Source organism: Bradyrhizobium sp. BRP20 (assembly GCF_020194215.1).
In the GTDB taxonomy this organism is placed as follows: Bacteria; Pseudomonadota; Alphaproteobacteria; order Rhizobiales; family Xanthobacteraceae; genus Bradyrhizobium; species Bradyrhizobium yuanmingense.
Genome location: NZ_JADYVY010000013.1, coordinates 22,953 through 39,901 on the forward strand (window position 1 = coordinate 22,953; position 16,949 = coordinate 39,901).

Genomic DNA, 16,949 nt, shown 5'->3' on the forward strand with positions numbered 1-16,949 from the left:
GGGTACCCAATGTTGGAGCTGCGGTCCTTGGCGATCCCTGATGTCAAAATCATTCGCACAGATCGGTTTTCCGACGCCCGCGGTTACTTCTCTGAGACCTTCCAGCGATCAGCGTTTGCAGAGAAGGGAATTCTCCATGACTTTGTTCAAGACAATCAGTCCAGCTCGGATCGGATCGGCACGGTGCGCGGCCTGCACTTCCAGCGGCCGCCCTTCGCCCAGGCGAAGTTGATACGGGTGTTGAGCGGGGCGATTCTTGATATTGCAGTTGACCTCCGGCGTTCATCGCCCAGCTTCGGCAAGCACATCGCGATACAGCTGGATAGTGAAACCGGCGAGCAGGTGTTCATCCCGAAGGGGTTCGCGCACGGCTTCTGTACGCTGCAGCCCAAAACCGTCGTCTTATACAAAGTCGACCAGGTCTATGCCCCAAGTCATGACGGCGGCGTTTACTGGGCTGATTCAACATTAGCAATCGAGTGGCCCGTGACGCCCTCAGAAGCCCACGTGTCGCCAAAGGATCAGACTCTTCCTACGCTCAGCCAGCTCGGTTGCGTTTTCGACTAGTGGAGACGAGTAGAATGCGTATCTTGGTGACCGGCGGAGCGGGCTTTATCGGTTCTGCGGTCTGTCGCCGTTTGGTGCTACAGACTGGTGCCGCAGTGATCAACATAGACAAGTTGACGTATGCAGCCAATCTGGCTTCGCTCGCGAGCATCGAGAGGCTGGAGACTTATGCGTTCCTGCAATCCGACATCTGCCATCGCGCGGCCATGGATCTTGCGTTCGCCGACTATGAGCCTGACGCGATCATACATCTGGCCGCCGAAAGCCACGTCGACCGCTCCATCAACGGACCTGACGCCTTCGTCAATACCAATGTGGTTGGCACCTACACGCTCTTGGAGACGGCCCGAGCCTACTACGAACGTCTACCGGCTTCGAGGCGGAAGCACTTCCGATTCATCCATGTGTCGACAGACGAAGTCTACGGCTCGTTGGGACCAGATGATCTATTTCGCGAGGATGCGCCCTACAGGCCGAGCTCGCCCTATTCGGCGAGCAAGGCCGCCGCGGACCACCTCGCACTCGCGTGGTTTCGGACCTACGGCCTGCCGGTGATCGTGTCGAACTGCTCGAACAATTACGGGCCCTATCAGTTTCCGGAAAAGCTCATCCCGCTGACGATTCTCAATGCGATCGACCGGAAGCCTCTGCCGGTCTATGGCGACGGAAGGAATATCCGCGACTGGCTTCACGTCGATGATCATGCTGCGGGCTTGATACGACTTTTGCACGAAGGAAGGCCCGGCGAGAAGTACAATTTCGGCGGAGATGCCCAGCGATCCAACCTGGAGGTCGTCACCCGGATCTGCGACGTTGTGGATCGCTTATCTCCGGGCGCGGGGTGCAGACGTTCTCTCATTACGTTCGTGCCGGATCGTCCCGGGCATGATGCCCGCTATGCAATAGACGCATCGAAAGCACATCGCGAGCTCGGCTGGAAACCGATCAGAACCTTCGAACACGGCCTGTTCGAAACCGTCGGATGGTATCTCAAGAACCGCGCCTGGTGGGAGCGTGCTCGCAGCGGCGTTTATGACGGCTCGCGTCTGGGTCTCCTGGCCGCCCAAAACTGAGGTGGAGATGACAGATCGACCAATCCTCTTTGCCGGACGGAATGGTCAGCTGGCAATGTGCCTTCGTGATCTTGCCACAACGCGCGGTTTGCCTGCGGTAGCTCTCGGGCGCCCAGAACTCGATTTAGAGAATCGGGAAGGTATCGACAAGCTCATTGCGTCGATCGGGCCGTCTGCGATCATCAACACGGCCGCCTATACGGCGGTAGATCAGGCCGAATCTGAAGCGGCGAGGGCCTTCAGCATCAATCGCGATGGCGCGGCCGCGCTGGCGGATGTCGCGTGGCAAATGAACATTCCGCTCATCCATATCTCGACCGACTATGTATTCGACGGTGCTAAACCCGATGCGTACGATGAAAGCGACATTCCAGCGCCGTTGAACGTCTACGGCGCATCCAAGCTTGCCGGGGAGGCTGCTGTATTGGCAGCGCACCCGCTCGCGACCGTGATCAGATGCTCCTGGCTGTACAGTCCCTATGGCAGCAACTTCGTCCGAACGATGCTGCGGCTATGCGAGACGCAGCAGGTCGTGAGGGTTGTCAGCGACCAACATGGTAACCCGACTTACGCGTTCGACCTCGCGGAAGCCGTCCTCCGGATCGCACAACAGTCAGCAACGGAAGACCGCAGGGCCACGGCCGGGATCTTTCATCTCGGCGGCCAAGGCGAGGCAAGCTGGCACGATTTTGCGCAGGCAATCTTCCACGAGTGTTCCCGTCGTGGAGCGCGGATTCGGGCGCTCGAGGCGATCACGACTGAGGAGTTTCCGACCGCTGCGCGTCGGCCTCGGAACTCGCGCCTGGACTCATCCAAGGCCGAACGCGTGTTCGGGATTCGCCTGGCGCCTTGGCGCCATTCACTCCAAGCTTGTCTGGACCAGCTGGTCGGAGAAGGAGAAACCGATGCTGAAGGGAATCGTGCTGGCTGGCGGCAGCGGAACGCGCCTCTATCCGATCACACGAGTGGTCAGCAAGCAGTTGCTTCCGATCTATGACAAGCCCATGATCTACTATCCCCTGTCGACGCTGATGCTGGCAGGGATCCGCGAAATTCTGATCATCACCACGCCTTCGGATCGGTGTCAGTTCGAGGGATTGCTAGGCGACGGCAGTCAATGGGGGATCAAGCTTAGCTATGCTGAACAAACCCGCCCCGCTGGTCTGGCAGACGCGTTCATTGTCGGAGCCGATTTCATCGGAAGCGATCGCGTAGCGATGGTGCTTGGGGATAATATTTTCTTCGGCGATGGCCTGAGCGAGTTGCTTGCCAGGGCGGCAGGTCGCTCGGAAGGCGCAACCGTCTTTGCCTATCACGTGCGAGACCCAGAACGATACGGCGTGGTCGCGTTTGATGAAGCGGACCGCCCCGTATCGATCGAAGAGAAACCCAAACGGCCGGCTTCGAACTGGGCAATCACGGGGCTGTATTTTTTCGACAACCGCGTCGTCCGCTACGCTCGCCGTGTCGAGCCATCGGCGCGCGGCGAGCTCGAGATTACCGATCTTCAGATGCGTTACCTTTCGGCCAATGCGCTCCACGTTGAACGCATGGGGCGGGGATTTGCGTGGTTGGATACCGGCACGGTCGAATCTCTCATCGACGCGGGGACGTTCGTCCAGACCCTGGAGAAGCGCCAGGGAATGAAGATTGCGTGCCTCGAGGAGATCGCGTTCAGACTTGGCTTCATTGATCGCGATCAACTCCTAGCGTTGGCTCAACCATTGGAGAAGAGCGGCTACGGCAAATATCTGAGCGAAATCACGCGACTGCCGCAGTTTGCCTCGCGTTAGCACCACTCGGCCGATATCGAGGCCGGCTTAAATTATATGCATTGAATTGACTGTGGTTTAAAATGCGATTAAAATATTAAGAGGCGATTATTCATTTAATCGGTATGCTCATGCTGATTCAAAAGGCGACCGCCTTCGGCCGGGGAACTCGGCACGTTTTTTGGGAGCAGGATATTCCAGCCCTTTGGCAGGAATCGGCGTTCGCGAGCGCTTTCGCGGGTTTCGACGCACTTGGCCTCTGGGCTCCGCGGGTTGTTGATCGATCAGTAAGCGGATCATTCGCTCCAGGGAGTGACGCCGCGTTCCTCAAACAGGCGCATCGGACCGACTCGGCGGGCTTGCGCGGCGTTATGCCCGCTCTCTTCGCTGCACCTTCCAGGTCGCGATTGCCTGCGCTGCTATCTTCGACGTCTTTGACGAGCGGTCATAATGGCCTGGCGCCAACGTTCTCATCTGTGGCGGGCGAAGCAGCGGAGAAATCACAATCGGCTTCCACTCCCGGCGCCACTCACTGGGTCCATCCGACTGACGGCGCCTGGAATGTCGCAGCGAACTGGAGCGCCGGGCTCCCAGGCGCCATCGACGCTGCCTTCCTCGATGCGGCAGGAACGTATGTCGTCACGAGCTCGGCCGGTGTTGATATTGGGAGTCTGATCCTCGATGCAGGTGCGACGCTTTCGTTGAATGCCGGCTCGCCGTTTATCGTCGAAGGCGATGTGCTGAACAATGGGACAGTCGAGGTTGGAGCGTTCCTCGGCAATCGCATTCCGACCGGGGAGTTCAGGGGTGACGTCAGCGGCACTGGATCTTTCGAGATTGCAGACAAGGCGATCCTGGAGATCGGAGGTTCGGTTTCCGGCCAGTTCTTGAATGGATCGTTCTCCGGCATAACGGTGTCGTTCGAAACGGAAACTGGCACGCTTGTCCTCGATCAGTCGGCCAACTTCCACGGCTTGATCGCCGGTTCGTCGCCGGGAGCGCCGCTTGCGCCAGGCAACCTCATCGACTTGAAGGATCTCCCGTTTACATCGTCGATGTCGGCGACCGTCCACTACGACAATAGCTCGAATATCAGCACGGTCGATTTCAGCAACGGTGCGGCCAATGTCTCCTTGCTGTTCTCGGGGATGGACTTGAATTGGAAGTTTGAAAGCGATGGGCAGGGAGGCACCATTGTTTCCGATCCGCCCACGAATCCCATTGTACTGGAAAACCAGAAGCCAGGTACGCCGAAGAGTGTCTGGCAGATTCAGCCGGGTGAGAATTCAACTCTGACCGAAGGGTTTGCGACAGCAATCAGCACTAATGTCGGGGGAACGAGCAGTACCGGCACGCTGCTGGCGAGCGCGACGTTCACCAACGAGGGCAGCAGTGGCTGGCAGACCGTCACATTCAACAATCCCGTGTCCATCTCGGCTGGCACGACCTACGTGGCGAGCTTTCACAGCAATGGCCATTATGCGTCCACCACCAACTACTTTACCACCGCGCGCACCAGCGGTCCGCTCACGGCTCCTGCGAGCATCAACGGCGTCTACACCTACGGCACCGGCAATCTGTTCCCGACCAGCACGTACAACGCCAGCAATTACTGGGTCGACGTCGTCTCCAACGGAACCAGCGGCAGCAACCAGCAACCGGTGGCTACGGCTGACAACGGCTTCCACGCCACTCAAGGCGTCCCTTTTACTATCGACGGGGCGGCGCTGCTTGCCAACGATACCGATCCGAACGGAGACGCTCTGACGATCACTGGCGTGAGCGGTGCCGCCAATGGGACCGCCAGCTTCAACGCCCAGAACAATTCGGTAACGTTTACGTCAGCGAGCGGCTTTACCGGGCCGACTTCTTTCGACTACTCCATCTCAGACGGCCGGGGCGGCACTGCAAGCGCCTCCGTCAACGTGACGGTGCATGCCCCATCGTCCAACGTCGTTAGCCTGTTCAGCTCCAATCCCACGCCGAGTGTTGTATCGGCCAACGATGGCCAGGCGATCGAGGTTGGAATGAAATTCCAGGCCTCCGCCCCAGGTGATATCATCGGGCTACGTTTCTACAAGGGACCGTCCAACACGGGTACGCACGTTGCCGCTTCTGGCGACGGCCACGTTCACCAACGAAACGGCGAGTGGTTGGCAGCAGGTCAACTTCAGCACTCCGGTGACGATCGCGGCGGGGACCACGTATATTGCGTCTTACCACAGTGCGGGAGGCTATTCTGCGGATCCAAACCTCTTCGCCAGCTCCCTCACGAATGGACCGCTAACGGCTCCGTCGTCGTCGTCGAGCGGCGGCAACGGCGTTTACGCGTACGGGACCGACAGTTTGTTCCCCACGAGCAGTTTCAACGCGACGAGTTACGCCGTGGACGTTCTATTCAGACCTCAGCTAGCAGCATAGGAGACGTAAGATGCACGCCGAACTTTATACCGATGGTATCGAAGAAATTACCGTCAGCGGAACCATCGTCCGCGTCGATCTGGTCAGTCTTTCACCGACAGAGCGTGACGCCAACAACGCCCCGAAGCGCGTATTTTCTCAGCGTCTGATCTTTTCGGTCGAATCTTTCGCCAACTCGGTCGACGTGATGCAGAAGGCGCTTCAGGGCCTGGTTGATGCGGGCGTGGTCCGGCGGAACCAGCCGGCTCAATCGCACAACGGTGCGTCGGGAGTACGTGATGCGCTGCCGCCCAACACACGGTCTCTGAATGTCTCCTCGAATTTCCGCTGACGTCGATGCCGCTGGCGGCGCGAACGACCGGGTTGCGGACGCGCCCGCGCCCGGATTGTCGACCCAGACGGCATTGGAATGCCTGTCCAAGGTTTCCAGTCACCATGGCATAGATCTGCCGGTCGAACGCTTGAAGCATGCGTATGCGGTAGCCGACCCGCTCTCGTTGAATCTCCTGCTGCGCATGGCGAAGGATGCAGGCCTGCGCGCGAAGAGCACGAAGCTGGATTGGGGCGCGTTGATTCGTCTTGGAGAGGCCTATCCGGCGCTGGCGAGGCTCGCCAATGGCAACTGGATCGCTGTCCTTGGCGCGGGACGGCGAACTGATGGCACCGAGGTCGTCAGCATCTTCGACCCGCTCGCCGATCGCAAGCACGAGGTCTTGGTTGTCGAGCGCGATCGATTCTGTGCGCAGTGGCCCGGTGACACGATCCTGATCAAGCGCGAGCAGTTGACACAGGATGGTCGAGGGAGTTTCGGCCTCCGGTGGTTTGTGCCGGAACTGCTTCTTCAATGGCGGCTGTTCAGGGATGTCGCCATTGCCGCCATCCTGCTCTATGCGTTGGGCCTCGTCATCCCGATATTTTTCCAGCTCGTCATCGACAAGGTTTTGGTTCACGAAAGCTTCACCACTCTGTACGTACTCGCGACAGGAGCGGCCGTAGCGCTTGTCTTTGACGCGATATTCGGCTTTCTGCGGCGCTACTTGTTGCTATATGCGACCAATAGGGTCGACATTCGCGTCGCTACGAAGACGTTCGGTCATCTCCTCGGGCTACCGGTCACGTTTTTCGAACACATGGCCGCCGGGGTCCTGGTCAGGCACATGCAGCAGGCGGCGAGGATCCGTGAGTTTCTGACCGGGCGCTTGTTTCTGACGACCCTCGATGCGCTTTCGCTATTCGTCTTCCTGCCGGTCCTTGCGCTTTATAGCGTCAAATTGACTTTGATGGTCCTGGCCTTCACCGCCGCGAGCGGCGCCGTCGTCGGCCTGCTCATGGGTCCATTTCGACGACGACTGTATGATCTATATCAAGCAGAAGGTGCGCGGCAGGCTCTCCTCGTCGAAGCAGTTCACGGCATGCGCACCGTGAAATCGCTGGGGATGGAGCCAGCGCAGAGCAGGGTTTGGGATAGCCGCTGCGCGCAGTCCGTGACCATGCGATTCGGTGTCGAGAAGATCTCCGCAGGCGCCCAGGCGCTTACCGGATTTCTCGAGAAGATCATGACGCTCGGAATCATCTCCGTCGGGGCACTCGATGTCTTCGCCGGCGAAATGACAATCGGCGCGTTGGTCGCCTTCAATATGCTGGCCGGCAGGGTCTCCGGACCGCTGGTCCAGCTCGTGACCATGGTGCACGAATACCAGGAGGTGGCTCTTGCCGTGAAAATGCTCGGCGAGGTGATGAATCAGAGGCCTGAGCGCGACGGTCGGAAAGATGGGCTGCGGCCCGACCTTGCCGGCAAAATCGAGTTCGAAAGTGTCTCTTTTCGCTACGGATCCGAGGGATCGCCGGCGCTTGATGATGTCTCCTTCACCGTCGAGCCAGGATCGATCTTCGGAATCGTGGGACGGAGCGGCTCAGGCAAGACGACTCTCACCAGGCTGATTTCGGGCATGTATCCGGTGCAGCAGGGGCTGCTGCGCATCGACGGATATGACTCCAGGGAGCTCGACCTCGCGCATCTGCGCCGAAACCTTGGGATCGTCCTGCAAGACAATTTCCTGTTTCGCGGAACGATTCGCGACAATATCGCCTGCGTGAAGCGTGATGCCACCTTTGCCGAGGTTGTCGCTGCAGCGCAGCTCGCAGGCGCCGACGAGTTCATCGAACGGTTGCCGCGTGGCTTCGACACCATGCTTGAGGAGGATGCCTCGAACCTGTCCGGCGGGCAGAAGCAGCGGCTCGCGATTGCGAGAGCTCTGATCGTCAATCCAAGGATCTTGATTTTCGATGAAGCGACGAGTGCCCTCGATGCCGAAAGCGAAATGATCATCAGGCGCAATCTCCGCCGTCTGGCGGCAGGACGTACCGTTATCGTCGTCTCGCATCGGTTGTCTATGCTGACCGAAGCAAGCCAGATCCTGGTGATGGACCGCGGCCGGATCGTCGATATGGATCGCCACGATCACCTCCTATCGAAATGCACTATCTACAGGCATTTGTGGAATCAACAGATGAAGCAGATTGCATGAGGGAGACAGGTCCATCACGCGCGGATGTGAAGCCGAACGGTCTCGTTCCGGCCAGATCTGTCGAGCGCCGCCGCAGGCTATTCAGGCAAGGGCCGAGGCGAGCGCCGATCATCGCCGAATTCCAGTCCGATGCGACCGAACTCGAGCAGCAAGCGCCACCGCGGCTCGCGCGCTTCACCCTTTACGGCGTACTTGCACTAATTGCTTTCGTGGTCATCTGGGCTTCCGTTTCGCAGGTGGAGATGATCGTCACGGCGCAGGGAAAACTTACCACGACGCGTCCCAACCTGGTCGTGCAGCCGTTGGAAACGTCGGTCATACGCGAGATCCACGTCAAGGCCGGTGATCGCGTCAACCGCGGCGACGTTCTGGCGACGCTCGATCCGACGTTTTCGCAGGCGGATTTCGACCAACTGCGCGGCAGAGTGGCTGGATTCGATGCGTCGATCGATCGTCTGAGCGCTGAATTGAACGGAATCGAGTATGCCATCAAAGAGCTGACGAACGCGGATCAGATCCTGCAAGGCAAGTTGTTCTTGCAGAAGAGAGCCGCCTACGAGGCGCAGATCCAGAACTACGACGCACAGATCGCTTCCGCGCAAGCCAATCTCAAGACAGCACAGAATGAAGAGGCGGTTCTCCTTCAGCGGCTCGACACAATGCGTTCGATTGAGGCGATGCGAACCACGCTGATGGATAAAGAGGTCGGCTCGAGGCTGAACTTCCTACTGTCTCGCGATGCTCGGCTCGAGGTCGAAAGCAATCTGGCGCGTGTCCGCGGCAGTATCGCCGATAGTACCCATCGGCTGGAGAAGGCCCGCGCCGACCGAAAAGTATTCGCCGAGGAGTTGCGTCGCACCACTTATCAGGAACTGGTGGAGACGCTGCCGAAGCGCAATAGCGCAGCAGAGGAATTGAAGAAGGCCGAGCTTCGTCGACAGTTGATCATCCTGCAGGCGCCGGCAGATGCCGTAGTGCTGGATATCGCGAACCGGACAGTCGGCTCGGTGGTTCGCGAGGCCGAAACGTTGTTTGTTCTGGTTCCGCGCGACGTGCCGCTTCAGGCGGAGGTCAACGTCGAGGGGCGGGATATCGGTCAGGTGGCGCTCGGACAGTCGGTTCGGATCAAGTTCGAAGCGTTTCCCTTCCAGAAGTATGGAACTGCAACGGGAGAAGTCCGCGTCATCAGTCAGGATACGTTCTCCCCGGATACGAAGGCCGAAGGTGCGCGCCGCGCGCCAGCTCCTTATTACCGCGTACTGGTCGACTTGTCGGACACGCACCTTCGGCTGCCGGCTGAACGCATTCAACTGATTCCGGGTATGGCGGTGACGGCCGAACTGAAAGTCGGCAAGCGCACCGTGATCTCCTACTTCCTCTATCCATTGCTACGCGGACTGGATGAAAGCATCCGGGAGTACTAGGTAATTCAGCGTAGATGCCGGTTCAGGTAGATCAGTCCTCATCCGGAGAGGGCGCGCGCTCGCGAGAGTCGAGCTACGCCCTTTGAGGCTTGGTGCTGCAGCCCGAACATGGCCGCCGGGCGCACACCCATCGTCTGGATGGATGTTTCCCGACCAATAAAATCCCTCGCAGGATGCGTGATCTCCGAACGCTCAATGTGTTGCTTGTCTGTCCACCTGCCGCCTGAGAGCACTAGGCCTTAGCAGATACTTCGTCCAACATCCCTCAGCTGACTGCACTTCAGGGCCGAAGTATGCCTTCGGGGTGGTATTACAGGCGATTGTCGAAGAGTGCTGCGCGCGCTGTCGGGTGCGCGTGTCGGAACTTGCATCGAACTGACGGAGCGCGTCGCGGTGGTTGAGGGCAAGCGCCGCACGCTGTTTCATTCCATATCGTCAACCGCGGGGCCGAAAGCTTCAAAGTCGCGAACAAAAATCGCGAGAAAACAGGGATGGATCTAAAAGTTTAATTTAATTATCTCCTTGAAAATAACCGCTCGGGCGGTATTATAGAATAATAATTAAACGCCGTTTAATTGAATAATACATTTCTCTCCAAGGGGCTGCGGTGCGTGCGTGGATGTTGCGATGGTCCTTCGATACTCAAGGTATGGCCGACACGGTCGATCTCGCGAGCGCGGTTGTGGGCTGGCCGGCGTTCGACATCTTCGCATGCGCAGTGGACGTCGCCTCGTATGTAGTTCCACCACGAATGGCCGGACCGCATTTGTCAGGAGCCAAGTCGCGTGTGGTGGCGGTGCGTCACCTTGTTCGCATGTCAAACGTATCTATGAAGGACTCGCGTTATGATTTTCGTAACAGTCGGAACGCAAGTGCAATTCGACCGTCTGATCCGAACGGTCGACGAATGGGCCGGTGCACGCGCAAGGAGCGATGTTTTCGCTCAGATCGGGCCATCAAACTGTCCATTCAAGCACATCCGTACCGAGCGATTCATTGACCCAAGTCGATTCAAAAGTTGCGTCGAGGCGGCAAGCGTGGTGATCGCTCATGCAGGCATGGGCTCCATTATCACCGCCCTTGAGCTCGGAAAACGAATTATTGTCATGCCACGTCGTGCGAGCCTGGGTGAACACCGAAACGATCATCAGATAGCAACGGCAAAACAGTTCGCGGCGCAAGGCCGTATTGAGGTCGCTTTCGAAGAACGGGAATTAACGGACAAATTGGATCAGTTGGACATCGTCAATCGATGCGAACGCCTCGGTGGTGAAGCATCGCCGCAGCTGATCATGGCAATTCGGAGTTTCATCGAAACGGGACATGTTCGTTCCGGACCTAACAGCGCTTCAGCTTAGGCGGTGGATATGAAAATGCGATACGGCCGAGCCTTTTCTCCTGTCCAGTCGTGCCGTAACGATGACGGAGACCTCCGCCTAAGCCAGCGACGAAGATTGCCAAAAGCGCACAGCCCTGCTCGACGTCGCCATGGCAACCGTGAGCTGGAATGTCGTAGACACACTGCGCGTGTGTCCGTGTTCATTTGGCCGCGAGGTCAGCGGTGTGGCCATCGCCAGGGCTGCCGAACTAACCTAGCAAGTTGAAAAAACCTCACGCGAGTTTTTGATCACGGTGCAGTTATGTCGAACGATACAGTTGGCATTGGGGTTGTCGGATACGGCTATTGGGGACCGAACCTGGTCCGCAATTTCGCTGCTCATCCTTCGGTACGTCTAGTTGGTATAAGCGACCTTGATCCGGAGAAGCTCGCGACCAGCAAGCGTCTATATCCGGGAGCGATAACGACGTCCTGTTACGATGAACTGTTCAAGAACCCGGCCATCGATGCCGTGGCCATCGCTACGCCGGTTCATACACATTATGAATTGGCGCTATCCGCGCTCAAGGCGGGAAAGCACGTTCTGGTTGAAAAGCCGCTGGCACAAAGTTCAGATCTGGCCCGACGCCTGATCGATGAGGCAGCTCGGCGCGGTCTGATACTGAGCGTGGATCATACTTTCGTCTATACGCCGGCCGTACGGAAAATCCGCGAGCTCTTGCTTAAGAAGGAGCTCGGTGAAGTCTATTACTACGACAGCACGCGGGCCAGCCTTGGCCTGTTCCAGAGCGACGTCAACGTGATCTGGGACTTAGCGGTGCACGACATTTCGATTATCCACCATATCTTGGATGAGAGGCCTGTTGCAGTTTCGGCGACGGGATCGTGCCATGTGGCCGGCTCGCCGGAAAGCATGGCCCATATCACATTGTTCTTCGATAGCGCATGCGTTGCCCATATCAGCGTCAACTGGCTCTCGCCAATCAAGGTCCGCCAGACGTTCATTGGAGGCAGCAAGAAGATGATCGTCTATGACGATCTTGAACCGACGGAAAAGATCAAGGTGTATGACAAGGGTATCACCGTGGACGGCCCCTCCGATCACGCCCATCATTTCCGGATCGGCTATCGGGCTGGAGATATGTGGGCGCCCCACGTCGCCCCTAAGGAAGCGCTGCAGGTCGAGGTCGAGCATTTCATCGCTTGTGTGCGCAATGGGACGCCACCGATCTCGAGTGGCATGTCCGGACTGCGGGTGATCGAGGTCCTGGAGGCTGCATCTCGGTCGATCGCCGAACACGGCAAGCCGGTCCTACTGAAACGGCAGGAGTACAGGAGTCCGGAACGTGCGACGGCGACGGTTTGAAGCATTGGCGGGCGACACGCTGTCCGCGAACAGCGCGACGGTCTCGCGATGAATTCGGTAGAACGTTCCATCCTGTTTTCAGCGGCCGACCGCTATGGCAGCCTTATCCTGGTCTTCGTTGCCACCGCTATCCTCGCTCGTCTGCTTTCGCCGGCAGAATTCGGGGTCTATGCAGTCGTCACTGCCATCACGACGGTGATTGGCGCATCCTTTTTTGAGTTCGGGGGCGGAAACTATCTGATTCAGAAGCGTGAATTATCCACGGCGGACGTTCGCTCCGCGTTCACCATCACGCTCGGAATATCGGTATCAATTGCGCTTCTGCTGTTCGTGCTTGCGGGCCCGCTCTCGGAGCTCTTTGCCCAGGACAGTCTCAGAAAGGGCATCCAGGTGTCGGCGCTGAATTTTGTTCTAGTCCCGTTTCACGGGACAACATCCGCTCTGCTCCGCCGCGACATGAAATTCGGCACGCTGGCCGTGTGCAACCTGGCAACCGGAGCGGCGACGGCCCTCGCATCGATCGTGCTTGCGATGGCGGGATTCAGCTACATGGCGCCAATCTGGGGCGGATTGGCGGGGAGCATTGTATTCACCGTGATGCTGCTTGCCAATCATCGGGACTGGGGCGCCTTGCGTCCATCGCTGCTTGGGCATCGCGAGGTAGTCAACTTCGGTCTTTACTCCAGCGCGGTCAGCGTCATCAATCTCGTCTACAATCTGGCGCCGCAGCTGCTGCTCGCCAAGATCCTGGATTTTGGATCTGTCGGTCTGTACACCCGGGCCACCAATCTGACACAAATGTTCGACCGGCTCGTCGCGCAGGCTCTAAATCCTGTCATTATGCCGGCGATTGTCGCACAACGCAGGGCAGGGGCGGATCTGAAGGCCGTCTATCTCGAGGCCGTTGAACTACTTTCGGCTGTGCAGTGGCCGTTCTTGATTTTTGTCGCGCTCATGGCTCAGCCGATCGTTCTGATTTGGCTCGGGCAGACGTGGCTGGAGATAGTTCCCTTGGTCCGCATTCTCTGCATTGCAAATCTTGCGCTATTCGCCGCTTGCCTTACCTATCCCGTGTTCCTCGCGGTTGGAAGCGTGCGCGACGCCTTGGTGTCTTCGCTCATCTCGCTACCACCTTCGCTTCTGGTCGTTCTGTGCGCATCCTTTTTCGGCGTAGAGGCTGTCGCAAGCGCGGCCCTCGCAACACTGCCGTTCCAGACAGCCGTGGTGATATATTTCCTCAAACGTCATCTGGCCTTCAGTTCAGGGGAGTTTTTCCGCGCCTCTCTGAAGAGCGGCCTGGTGACGTTCGCTATGGCCCCCGGTGTACTGGCTTGCGCCGCATTGATCGAAGCGGGCATGCTTACTTCCCTGACCGGCCTGATACTGTCGTTCCCCATTGCCGGCCTCGGCTGGTGGTGCGGATTGATAATGACCGGCCATCCGCTGCTGCATCAGCTTCGCCACGTTGTAGACGGGCTCTTCCGGAGTGCGCCGAGGCTGCGTCGATCACGTCCGGCATAATCTGGAGGACAACCGTGCCTATAACGAAGGATGTGAAGCTAGGCCGCGACGTCAGGATATTTCATCCCGAGCTGGTCAACCTGTATGGTTGCGCCGTTGGCGATGAGAGCAAGATTGGAGCCTTCGTCGAGATTCAGACGGGGGCAAAGATAGGTGCGCGTTGTAAGATTTCGTCGCATACCTTCGTCTGCGAGGGCGTCACGATCGAAGACGAAGTTTTCATCGGCCACGGTGTGATGTTCACGAACGACAAATATCCGAAGGCGACAACCGCAGATGGTCGTCCTCAGCTGGCTTCGGACTGGACACTTCAGCGCACTCACGTTGGTAGGAGAGCTTCCATCGGCTCGAATGCGACCATTCTATGCGGCGTGACGATCGGAGAGGGGGCCTCCGTAGGTGCGGGAGCAGTGGTGACAAAGGACATTCCCCCCGGCGCCGTCGTGGCCGGCGTGCCTGCTCGGATTCTGTCCGCCGCTGACGACGGGGTGCCAAGCGGTCGTAGCTCAGCAGAGCCGCTTCAGAAAGACTACCACCGGTAATATATATTCTGCTTGAATTTAACGCTTGATTAAATTTAATAGTCGGATTTAAATAGCCGATATAATGTCGATCAAATCAAGGCTTTGAATCTTGATACCCTTCCTGGACCTGAAAGCGCAATACAGCCAGATCAAGCCGGAAATCGACGCCGCGGTGGCGAGGGTCGTCAGTAGCGGGCACTTTGTGCTCGGACCCGAGGTCACAGCCTTCGAGGAACGCTTTGCAAACTATTGCAGGACCACCGCTTGTCGCGCGGTGAACAGTGGCACCTCGGCGCTTCACCTTGCCTTGCTGGCGGCCGGCGTCGGATCCGGTGACGAAGTCATCACGGTTTCCATGACGTTCGTCGCAACAACCGCAGCTATTCTCTACAGCGGCGCCAGGCCGGTATTTGTCGACGTTGACCCGGTAACATGGACGATGGATCCCAGCTTGATCGAAGCTGCGATCACACCGCGAACCAAGGCGATTCTGCCAGTTCACCTCCACGGGCTGATGGCCGACATGGATCCGATAATGGCCATAGCGCGTCGTCACGGGCTGGTCGTCATTGAGGACGCCGCGCAGGCGCACGGCGCGGAATATCGCGGACGTCGCGCAGGCTCGATCGGCGATCTGGGATGTTTCAGCTTTTATCCGGGCAAGAACCTCGGGGCGTTTGGCGAGGGTGGGGCGGTCGTCACCGACCGGCCTGAATTCGCACGCCGTGTGTCCCTGTTGCGGGATTGGGGGCAGGAGGCGAAGTACGACCACGTCATTGCCGGATACAACTATCGCATGGACGAAATCCAGAGCGCGGTACTGAATGTCAAGCTGGACTTTATTGAGCATTGGACGGATGCACGTCGGTCGCTGGCTGAGCGATACAATGCGCTGCTTTCTGGTCTTCCATTCGCGCGTCCCCAGCCGCCCCAGTACGCCCGCCACGTGTATCACGTCTATGCGGTCAGATCGGAGCGCCGCGACGACGCGCTGAACCGATTGCGTGATGCCGGGATTGGCGCCGGAATTCACTATCCCGTCCCAGTGCATCTGCAGAGGGCATATGCAGAACTCGGCTATCGGGTCGGTGATTTCCCCGTCACTGAGATGCTCGCGAACGACTTCCTCTCTCTTCCCATCTATCCCGAGTTGCCGCCGGAACGGACGGCCGAGGTTGTCGGAATATTGAGGAGTGCGGCGCTGCAGCCTAGCGCAGACATCAGCACCCGGTCGGAGCATCCACAAAGCTTCATGACATGGTCCCACAACAGGAGAGCGTCTTGATCGATATCAAGGGTAAACGCGTTCTGGTCACCGGCGGGGCGGGATTTATCGGCTCCCACATCGTTGATCTGCTCTGCAACGAGGGCTGCATCGAGATTGTTGCCCTCGACAACATGATCAGAGGCCGGCCGGAAAATCTCCGGCGGGCGCTCGGGCGTGGACCCGTAAGGCTGGTTCACGGCGACATTCGCGATCGCAAGCTGATGGAAGCGTTGGTCAAGGCTGCCGACATCGTCTTTCACCAGGCCGCGCTCCGCATTACTCATTGTGCGGCCGAACCGCGCCTGGCCAAGGAGGTCATGGTGGATGCCACCTACGACCTGCTGGAGCTGTGCATCAAGCACGATATTGAGAAGGTCATCGCGGCCTCTTCGGCATCGGTATATGGCATGGCTGAGGAGTTTCCGACGACAGAGCGGCAGAATGCCTACAATAACCGAACCCTCTATGGGGCCGCCAAGGCGTTTAACGAAGGGCTACTGCGGGCTTTCAACGATGCATGCGGCCTCGACTATGTGGCATTCCGGTATTTCAACGTCTATGGCAGCCGGATGGACATCCACGGACGGTACACCGAGGTCTTGATCCGCTGGATGGAGCGGCTGGAAGCCGGATTGCCTCCCGTTATCTTTGGCGACGGCCGTCAGACCATGGATTTCGTCCACGTCCGCGACGTCGCGCGTGCCAACATCCTTGCCGCCAGGGCAAAGATTACCGATGAGGTCTTTAACGTCGGGAGCGGCACTGAAACAAGCCTGACCGAGCTGGCTACGGTACTTGCGTCGGTGATGGGACACCGCGGCCTCACGCCCGAATTCGCGCCGGAGCGCTCGGTCAACCCAGTACCGCGACGGCTGGCCTCGACGGGTAAGGCAGAGCGTTTGCTGGGCTTCCGCACCACGGTTTCGCTGGAGCAAGGGCTCGCAGATCTCGTGAAATGGTGGCGATCCGAGCGCGAGCTCGCTTCGGAACATCAGCGGCAGGCGGCGGCGTCGTGATTCCGATCGCAATGTCGCTACTTGCAGATCAAGAGACCGAAGCGGCGCGCCCGGCCGCTCTCTCTGCTTGGGCGTCGGAGCGTTCGACGCCGAGGCGGAACGCGCGGCCCTGCCATCCGGCTAGGTTCGGT

Annotated in this window: 13 protein-coding genes and 1 pseudogene; all 14 read left to right on the forward strand. The window is 58.6% G+C overall.

Annotated elements, in window-relative coordinates; genetic code table 11:
- Positions 1-9: 9 nt before the first annotated feature.
- Complete coding sequence (gene rfbC, locus I6F33_RS26375; protein ID WP_225132538.1) at positions 10-567, forward strand: dTDP-4-dehydrorhamnose 3,5-epimerase; 558 nt, start codon at positions 10-12, stop codon at positions 565-567.
- Between the two features lie 14 nt (positions 568-581).
- A complete protein-coding gene (gene rfbB, locus I6F33_RS26380) occupies positions 582-1,640 on the forward strand; it encodes a dTDP-glucose 4,6-dehydratase (RefSeq protein ID WP_225132537.1) in 1,059 nt (352 codons plus the stop codon).
- A gap of 7 nt (positions 1,641-1,647) precedes the next feature.
- Complete coding sequence (gene rfbD, locus I6F33_RS26385) at positions 1,648-2,637, forward strand: dTDP-4-dehydrorhamnose reductase (protein ID WP_225132536.1); 990 nt, start codon at positions 1,648-1,650, stop codon at positions 2,635-2,637.
- Positions 2,546-3,433 (forward strand): glucose-1-phosphate thymidylyltransferase RfbA, encoded by an 888-nt coding sequence (rfbA, locus tag I6F33_RS26390; RefSeq protein WP_225132535.1) that lies wholly within the window; start codon positions 2,546-2,548, stop codon positions 3,431-3,433. The genes rfbD and rfbA overlap by 92 nt, the downstream gene beginning before the upstream one ends.
- A gap of 1,127 nt (positions 3,434-4,560) precedes the next feature.
- Positions 4,561-5,833: pseudogene (locus I6F33_RS26395) on the forward strand (DUF4082 domain-containing protein).
- Between the two features lie 10 nt (positions 5,834-5,843).
- Entirely contained in the window at positions 5,844-6,164 is a 321-nt protein-coding gene (locus tag I6F33_RS26400) for a hypothetical protein (protein WP_225132534.1), read from the forward strand.
- Positions 6,142-8,361, forward strand: a complete 2,220-nt coding sequence (locus I6F33_RS26405; RefSeq protein ID WP_225144584.1) for a peptidase domain-containing ABC transporter — start codon at positions 6,142-6,144, stop codon at positions 8,359-8,361. Before I6F33_RS26400 ends, I6F33_RS26405 begins: the two co-directional genes overlap by 23 nt.
- Positions 8,358-9,785 carry an HlyD family type I secretion periplasmic adaptor subunit gene (locus I6F33_RS26410; protein ID WP_225132532.1) on the forward strand — a complete coding sequence of 476 codons (1,428 nt, stop codon included), beginning with the start codon at positions 8,358-8,360 and terminating at the stop codon, positions 9,783-9,785. Before I6F33_RS26405 ends, I6F33_RS26410 begins: the two co-directional genes overlap by 4 nt.
- Positions 9,786-10,630: 845 nt before the next feature.
- Entirely contained in the window at positions 10,631-11,143 is a 513-nt protein-coding gene (locus I6F33_RS26415; protein WP_225132531.1) for a glycosyltransferase, read from the forward strand.
- Positions 11,144-11,425: 282 nt separating this feature from the next.
- Positions 11,426-12,490, forward strand: coding sequence for a Gfo/Idh/MocA family protein (locus tag I6F33_RS26420; protein WP_225132530.1), 1,065 nt, complete (start codon positions 11,426-11,428; stop codon positions 12,488-12,490).
- A gap of 48 nt (positions 12,491-12,538) precedes the next feature.
- Positions 12,539-14,011 carry an oligosaccharide flippase family protein gene (locus I6F33_RS26425; RefSeq protein ID WP_225132529.1) on the forward strand — a complete coding sequence of 491 codons (1,473 nt, stop codon included), beginning with the start codon at positions 12,539-12,541 and terminating at the stop codon, positions 14,009-14,011.
- A 14-nt stretch (positions 14,012-14,025) separates the two neighbouring features.
- The gene (locus I6F33_RS26430; RefSeq protein WP_225144585.1) at positions 14,026-14,553 is read left to right on the forward strand and encodes an acyltransferase; all 528 of its coding nucleotides are present in this window, start codon (positions 14,026-14,028) and stop codon (positions 14,551-14,553) included.
- A gap of 91 nt (positions 14,554-14,644) precedes the next feature.
- Positions 14,645-15,820 (forward strand): DegT/DnrJ/EryC1/StrS aminotransferase family protein, encoded by a 1,176-nt coding sequence (locus I6F33_RS26435; protein WP_225132527.1) that lies wholly within the window; start codon positions 14,645-14,647, stop codon positions 15,818-15,820.
- A 5-nt stretch (positions 15,821-15,825) separates the two neighbouring features.
- The gene (locus tag I6F33_RS26440) at positions 15,826-16,818 is read left to right on the forward strand and encodes an NAD-dependent epimerase/dehydratase family protein (protein WP_225132786.1); all 993 of its coding nucleotides are present in this window, start codon (positions 15,826-15,828) and stop codon (positions 16,816-16,818) included.
- Positions 16,819-16,949: the final 131 nt, after the last annotated feature.